This is a genomic window from Hansschlegelia beijingensis (assembly GCF_045505405.1).
GTDB classification, from domain to species: domain Bacteria; phylum Pseudomonadota; class Alphaproteobacteria; order Rhizobiales; family Methylopilaceae; genus Methylopila; species Methylopila beijingensis_A.
Genome location: NZ_JBJKEX010000185.1, coordinates 1 through 6,013 on the forward strand (window position 1 = coordinate 1; position 6,013 = coordinate 6,013).

Sequence of the window (6,013 nt, forward strand, 5' to 3'; positions counted from 1 at the left end):
GATCGTGGCGTCGACGCGGAAGTGTCCGTCCGGGTCGGCCCGCAGCGTCACGGCGCCGTCGCTCTCAGCGAGCGGGGGCGGCGCCGGATCAGCGCCCTTCGGCTGCCGAAGGGCGCCCAGTTCCGAGGCCAGGTAGACGGCCCCGATCACCGCGAAGGCCGCGAGCAGGATGATCTTGATCAAGTCCGCGTCCGCCGTCAGGCCCGCGCGGATCATGCCGCGCGGCTGGTGGGCCGCGGGTTAACGGCGCGCCGACGCAGGATGGACCTTCGTGAAGGCCCTTCAGCTTGGCTGCACCAGGCCCTTCTGTGTGATGAGGTCGACGACCTTCTGGGCGAGTTGTTCGGGGGTGTGCTGCGTGGTGTCGAGGAGGAGGTCCGGGGTCTGGGGGCGTTCGTAGGGGGAGGAGACGCCGGTGAAGTTCGGGATCAGGCCGGCGCGGGCGCGGGCGTAGAGGCCCTTCGGGTCACGCGCCTCGCAGACCTCCAGCGGGGTGTCGACGAAGATCTCCAGGAACTCGCCCTCGCCGACCAGGCTGCGGACCAGCTCGCGCTCCGCCTCGAACGGCGAGATGAAGCAGCAGATCGCGAGCGTGCCGGCCTCCACGAACAGCTTCGCCACCTCGCCCACCCGGCGGATGTTCTCCACCCGGTCGGCGTCCGTGAAGCCGAGGTCCTTGTTCAGCCCGTGCCGGACATTGTCGCCGTCGAGCAGCATGGTGTGCTGGCCGGCGAGCGCCAGCCGCTTCTCGACGAGGTTTGCGATCGTCGACTTGCCCGAGCCCGACAGCCCCGTGAACCACAGGATCGCCGGACGCTGGCGCTTCAGCGCCGCGCGCGTCTCGCGGTCGACCGCGCTCGCATGGCGGTGGATGTTGGTCGCCCGCCGCAGTCCGTGCAGGATCATGCCGGCCGCCGCGGTGGCGTTCGTCTCGCGGTCGATCAGGATGAAGCCGCCGGTGTCGCGGTTGTCCGCGTAAGGGTCGAACGCCAGCGCCGCCCCGGTCTCGACATTGACCTCGGCGATCTCGTTCAGCCCGAGCGTCCTGGCCGCGAGCTGGTCGAAGCTGTTGACGTCGATCTTGTATTTGAGCGCCGTCACGGTCGCCGGAACCGTCCTGGCGGCGAGCTTCAGCAGATAGGAGCGGCCCGGATAGAGCGGCTCCTCGTCCATCCAGATCAGCTTGGCGGCGAACTGGTTCGACACCTCAGGCCGCGTCTCCGGATGCGCCAGCACGTCGCCGCGCGCGACGTCGACCTCGTCCTCCAGCGTCAGCGTCACGCTGTCGCCCGCGACCGCCGCCTCGCGGTCGCCCTCCATGGTCACGATCCGGGCGACCCGGCTGGTCCGCCCCGAGCCCGCCACCACGATCGCGTCGCCCGGCCGCACCGAGCCCGAGGCGAGCGTGCCCGCAAAGCCGCGGAAGTCGAGGTTCGGCCGGTTCACCCACTGCACCGGGAAGCGCATCGGCGCGTCCTTCAGACCGCTCGCCACCTCGACCTCCTCGAGATGCTCGAGCAGCGTCGGGCCGCGATACCACGGCGTCTCGGGCGAGGCCGCGGTGACGTTGGCGCCGGTCAGCGCCGACAGCGGGATCGCGGCGATCTCGGTGAAGCCGAGCTTCTCGGCGAACGCCCGGTAGCCCGCCTCGATCTCGGCGAACGCCACATGGCTGTAGTCCACGAGGTCGATCTTGTTGACCGCCACCGCGACCCGCCGGATGCCGAGCGCCGAACAGATGAAGCTGTGCCGCCGCGTCTGGGTCAAAATCCCCTTGCGGGCGTCGACCAGGATCACCGCGAGGTCGGCCGTCGAGGCCCCGGTCGCCATGTTGCGGGTGTACTGCTCGTGGCCCGGCGTGTCGGCCACGATGAAGCTGCGCTTGTCGGTCGCGAAATACCGGTAGGCGACGTCGATCGTGATGCCCTGCTCGCGCTCCGCCTCGAGCCCGTCGACCAGCAGCGCGAGGTCGATCGCAGGCCCGGTGGTGCCGTATTTGCGGCTGTCCCGCTCGAGCGCCGAAAGCTGGTCGTCGAAGATCAGCCGGGTGTCGTAGAGCAGCCGCCCGATCAGCGTCGACTTGCCGTCGTCGACCGAGCCGCAGGTGATGAAGCGCAGCAGCCCCTTGCGGGACACCGCGTCGGCGAGCGCGCGCGCCGAGAAGTCCGGGGCGTTCATCAGAAATAGCCCTCGCGCTTCTTCTTCTCCATCGAGCCGGCCTCGTCGGCGTCGATCAGCCGGCCCTGCCGCTCCGAGGTCGTCGAGGCCAGCATCTCGGCGATGATCTCCTCGAGGCTCGCCGCATCGCTCTCGATCGCCCCGGTCAGCGGATAGCAGCCGAGCGTGCGGAACCGCACCCGCCGCATCTCCGGGACCTCGCCGGGCTCGAGCGGCAGCCGCTCGTCGTCGCGCATGATCAGCGCGCCGTCGCGCCGCACCACCGGCCGCTCCGCCGAGAAGTACAGCGGCACCACCGGGATCCGCTCGGCCAGCACATATTGCCAGACGTCGAGCTCGGTCCAGTTCGACAGCGGGAACACCCGGATCGACTCGCCGGCCTTGACCCGCGTGTTGTAGAGCCGCCAGAGCTCCGGCCGCTGGTTGCGCGGGTCCCAGCCATGGCCGGCGGTGCGGAACGAGAACACCCGCTCCTTGGCCCGGCTCTTCTCCTCGTCGCGCCGCGCGCCCCCGAAGGCGGCGTCGAAGCCATGTCTGTCGAGCGCCTGCCGCAGCCCCTCGGTCTTCATCACCTGGGTGTGCACGCTCGAGCCAGACGCCACCGGCGACACGCCGCGCCGCACCCCGTCCTCGTTGACATGCACGATCAGCTCGACCCCGAGCCGCCGCGCCGTCTCGTCCCGGAACGCGATCATCTCCCGGAACTTCCACGTCGTGTCGACATGCAGCAGAGGAAACGGAGGCTTCGCCGGATAAAACGCCTTCATCGCAAGATGAAGCATCACCGACGAGTCCTTGCCGATCGAATACAACATCACAGGATTGCGAAACTCAGCCGCAACCTCACGGATGACGTGAATCGACTCCGACTCCAACGCCCGTAAATGAGACGATAATGATGAGGACATGGGATCCGGATAAAATACGAGAACATAATGTAGTATGTTCTCAATTTACGTCCGAGATCCGATAGACCCTTTGCCATAGCGCCGCAAGCGCGAACGGCGCCCGCCAGATTACGGGCCGCCGCGGCTCGCTCAGCCGAGCTCGCGCTCCAGGAACGCCATGGCGGCGGCGGGATCGACGTCGCGGGCGACGAAGCTCTTGCCGATCCCCCGCGCGAGGATGAAGGTCAGCCGCCCGCGCTCGACCTTCTTGTCCTGCTGCATGTGGGCGAACAGCGCGCCCGGGCCGCCGACGCCTCCGGGTATCGCGCCAGGATGGGTCGGCAGTCCGACGGCCGCGAGGTGGCGCTCGACGCGAGCCGCGTCCTCCGCGGGCGCCAGCCCGAGCTCCGCGGAGAAGCGGAAAGCCATGGCCATTCCGATCGCGACGCCTTCGCCGTGGATCAGCCGTCGCCCGTCATAGGCCACCTCGGCCTCGAGCGCGTGGCCGAAGGTGTGGCCGAGATTGAGCAGCGCCCGGTCGCCGTGCTCGTGCTCGTCGCGCGCCACCACCGCGGCCTTCGCCCGGCAACTCGTCGCGATCGCACGGGCCCGTGCGGGGCCGCCCGCGAAGATCTCGCCGTGACTCGCCTCAAGCCAGCCGAAGAAGGCCGCGTCGTCGATCAGCCCGTATTTGACGACCTCCGCATAGCCCGCGCGAAACTCGCGCGGCGGAAGCGTGTCGAGCGCGTCGGTGTCGGCCAGCACCAGGCTCGGCTGGTGGAACGCGCCGATCAGGTTCTTCCCGCGCGGCGAGTTGATCCCGGTCTTGCCGCCGACGGAGCTATCCACCTGGGCGAGCAGCGAGGTGGGCGCCTGGACGCAGCGCACGCCCCGCCTCAGGATCGCGGCGGCGAAGCCCGCGAGGTCGCCGATCACGCCGCCTCCGAGGGCGAGCACGACGTCGCCGCGCTCGATCCGCGCCGCGAGCAGGCTGTCCACCACGAAGCCGAGCGTCTCGAAGGATTTCGAGCTCTCGCCCGGCGAAACCGTGACGGTCTCGACCTTCAGACCCGCGGCGCGCAGCGCGGCGACGACCACCGGCAGGTGCAGCGCGGCGACGTTCTCGTCGGTCACCACGGCGACCGTCCGGGCGCCGAGCGCGGCGATCCGCTCGCCGGCTGTATCGAGCAGGTGCGGGCCGATCAGGATGTCGTAGGAGCGTTCGCCGAGCGCGACGCGGACGCGTTCGTGCTCGACCGCCTCAAGCGCCGTCATGTCAAGTTCTCCAAGGGCGCGCCGGGGCTGAGCTTCGCATGCAGCCCCTCGATCACGTCGGCCACCACGTGATCATGCGGGGCGTCGCGGGACAGGATGGTGAGGTCGGCCAGCGCATATACGGGATAGCGGGTCTCGAGGAGGGCGCGCAGGGTCGCTTCGGGATCGCCGGACGCAAGCAGCGGCCGGTTGTTGCGCTTGCGGACCCGCCGCAAGAGGACGTCGACCTCGGCCTTGAGCCAGACAGAGAGACCAGCCTCCGCGATCCGCGCCCGGGTGTCCGGGTTCATCCAGGCCCCGCCGCCGGTCGCCAGCACCTGCGGCCCTTGGCCGAGCAGGCTCGCGATCACGCGGGCCTCGCCGGCGCGGAAATACGGCTCGCCGTGCTTCTCGAAGAGTTCCGGGATGGTCATCCCCGCGCGCGCCTCGATCTCCGCATCGGCGTCGAAGAAAGGCAGTTCGAGCGCCTGGGCGAGACGGCGGCCGACAGACGTCTTTCCCGCGCCCATCATGCCAATCAGGACGATCGAGCGGCTGCCGAGGCTCGCGCGCACGGCCGCCGCCTGATTGGCCGGGGCCGAAGCTGCTCCGTCCTCCTGGCCGCCGGCGTGGCGGTCGTCGGGATGTGGCGTCGCCGTCATGGCTTCCGGCAAAAACTCCTGTTGGGGCGGCGCGCAACCTATTCCTAAAGCCTGCGGAGACACAATTGTCGATAATTGCGACGGTCTGGTCCTATGGCGACCTGATCTGGCGCGCGCGGCCGGGCCGCGAAACGATGGGTGGCGCATGCCGAGCCTCATCAGATTCCTGACCGTCCTCGGCGTCGTCGGCGCCTTGGGGTTCAGCGCGGTTTACGCGCTCGCCACCTTCGTCACGCCGCGAACCCGGGAGATGGTGGTGACGATCCCGGCCGCGCGCCTGCGCCCGCCCGCGCCGGAAGCCGCTGTCGCGCACCCGAGGACCGCGGGAGCGGAGACGTCCGCGGCCGACACGACGACGCGATGAGCGGCCGGGCCGCAAGGCGTCACGTCGAGGCCTTTCTGGAGATGGCGAGCGCCGAACGCGGCGCGGCGCTCAACACCCTGCAGGCCTATCGGCGGGACCTCGACGACTACGTCGCCTTCCTGGCCACCCGCGGCGTCGGACCGGACACGGCGGGGCCGGAGGACGTCCGCGCGCATGTCGCCGACCTCGCCGCGCGCGGCTTCAAGGCCTCATCGGCGAGCCGCAAGCTCTCCGCGGTCCGCCAGTTCCACAAGTTCCTCTATTCAGACGCCATCAGGAGCGACGATCCGACCGCCGCGATCGACAGCCCGCGCCGCGGCCGCGCGCTGCCCAAGACGCTTTCGACGGCGGACATCGAGGCTCTGATCGCCGCCGCGGCCGACCCCGGACCTGAGCCCACGCCACGAGCGCGGCTGTCTTCGGCGCGGCTCGTCTGCCTTTTGGAGATCGCCTACTCCACCGGCCTGCGCGTCTCGGAGCTGGTCAGCCTTCCCAGGTCCGCCGCCCGTCCGGACGCGGCCGTGATCGCCGTGAAGGGCAAGGGCGGGCGGGAGCGGCTCGTGCCGCTGACGCCGCTCGCCACCCTGGAAGTTGAGCCCGAACGGAACGGTGGTGAAAAATTGGGCGGCCGGAACCTTGCCTGCCCAGAAATACGAGTTGGCGGCGTT

At 69.8% G+C, this 6,013-nt stretch carries 6 protein-coding genes and 1 pseudogene; 2 read left to right on the top strand and 5 right to left on the bottom strand.

The window, feature by feature from the left end:
• From ACIKT0_RS11780 to ACIKT0_RS11800, 5 genes and pseudogenes are all read right to left on the bottom strand, one after another.
• Positions 1-183: pseudogene (locus ACIKT0_RS11780) on the bottom strand (retropepsin-like aspartic protease family protein); the annotation flags it as partial.
• A 99-nt stretch (positions 184-282) separates the two neighbouring features.
• Positions 283-2,178: a sulfate adenylyltransferase subunit CysN gene (cysN, locus tag ACIKT0_RS11785; protein WP_407105527.1), complete on the bottom strand. Its 1,896-nt coding sequence runs from the start codon at positions 2,176-2,178 to the stop codon at positions 283-285.
• Positions 2,178-3,086 carry a sulfate adenylyltransferase subunit CysD gene (gene cysD, locus ACIKT0_RS11790; protein WP_407105528.1) on the bottom strand — a complete coding sequence of 303 codons (909 nt, stop codon included), beginning with the start codon at positions 3,084-3,086 and terminating at the stop codon, positions 2,178-2,180. The genes cysN and cysD overlap by 1 nt, the downstream gene beginning before the upstream one ends.
• 129 nt (positions 3,087-3,215) lie before the next feature.
• A complete protein-coding gene (gene aroB / locus ACIKT0_RS11795; protein WP_407105529.1) occupies positions 3,216-4,340 on the bottom strand; it encodes a 3-dehydroquinate synthase in 1,125 nt (374 codons plus the stop codon).
• Complete coding sequence (locus tag ACIKT0_RS11800) at positions 4,337-5,140, bottom strand: shikimate kinase (protein ID WP_407105530.1); 804 nt, start codon at positions 5,138-5,140, stop codon at positions 4,337-4,339. Before ACIKT0_RS11800 ends, aroB begins: the two co-directional genes overlap by 4 nt.
• On the opposite strand from ACIKT0_RS11800, the gene ACIKT0_RS11805 reads away from it, so the two are divergent.
• Positions 5,127-5,345: a hypothetical protein gene (locus ACIKT0_RS11805; protein WP_407105531.1), complete on the top strand. Its 219-nt coding sequence runs from the start codon at positions 5,127-5,129 to the stop codon at positions 5,343-5,345. The two genes, ACIKT0_RS11800 and ACIKT0_RS11805, sit on opposite strands and share 14 nt — an antisense overlap.
• Positions 5,342-6,013 (top strand): site-specific integrase (locus ACIKT0_RS11810; protein WP_407105532.1); only part of this gene is annotated, 672 nt, incomplete at its 3' end. The genes ACIKT0_RS11805 and ACIKT0_RS11810, both read left to right, overlap by 4 nt.

Bases quoted from the DNA above. Each gene is read 5' to 3' on its own strand.
- cysN (WP_407105527.1), bottom strand. From the start codon at position 2,178: ATGAACGCCCCGGACTTCTCGGCGCGCGCGCTCGCCGACGCGGTGTCC.
- aroB (WP_407105529.1), bottom strand. From the start codon at position 4,340: ATGACGGCGCTTGAGGCGGTCGAGCACGAACGCGTCCGCGTCGCGCTC.
- ACIKT0_RS11805 (WP_407105531.1), top strand. From the start codon at position 5,127: ATGCCGAGCCTCATCAGATTCCTGACCGTCCTCGGCGTCGTCGGCGCC.
- cysD (WP_407105528.1), bottom strand. From the start codon at position 3,086: ATGTCCTCATCATTATCGTCTCATTTACGGGCGTTGGAGTCGGAGTCG.
- ACIKT0_RS11800 (WP_407105530.1), bottom strand. From the start codon at position 5,140: ATGAGGCTCGGCATGCGCCACCCATCGTTTCGCGGCCCGGCCGCGCGC.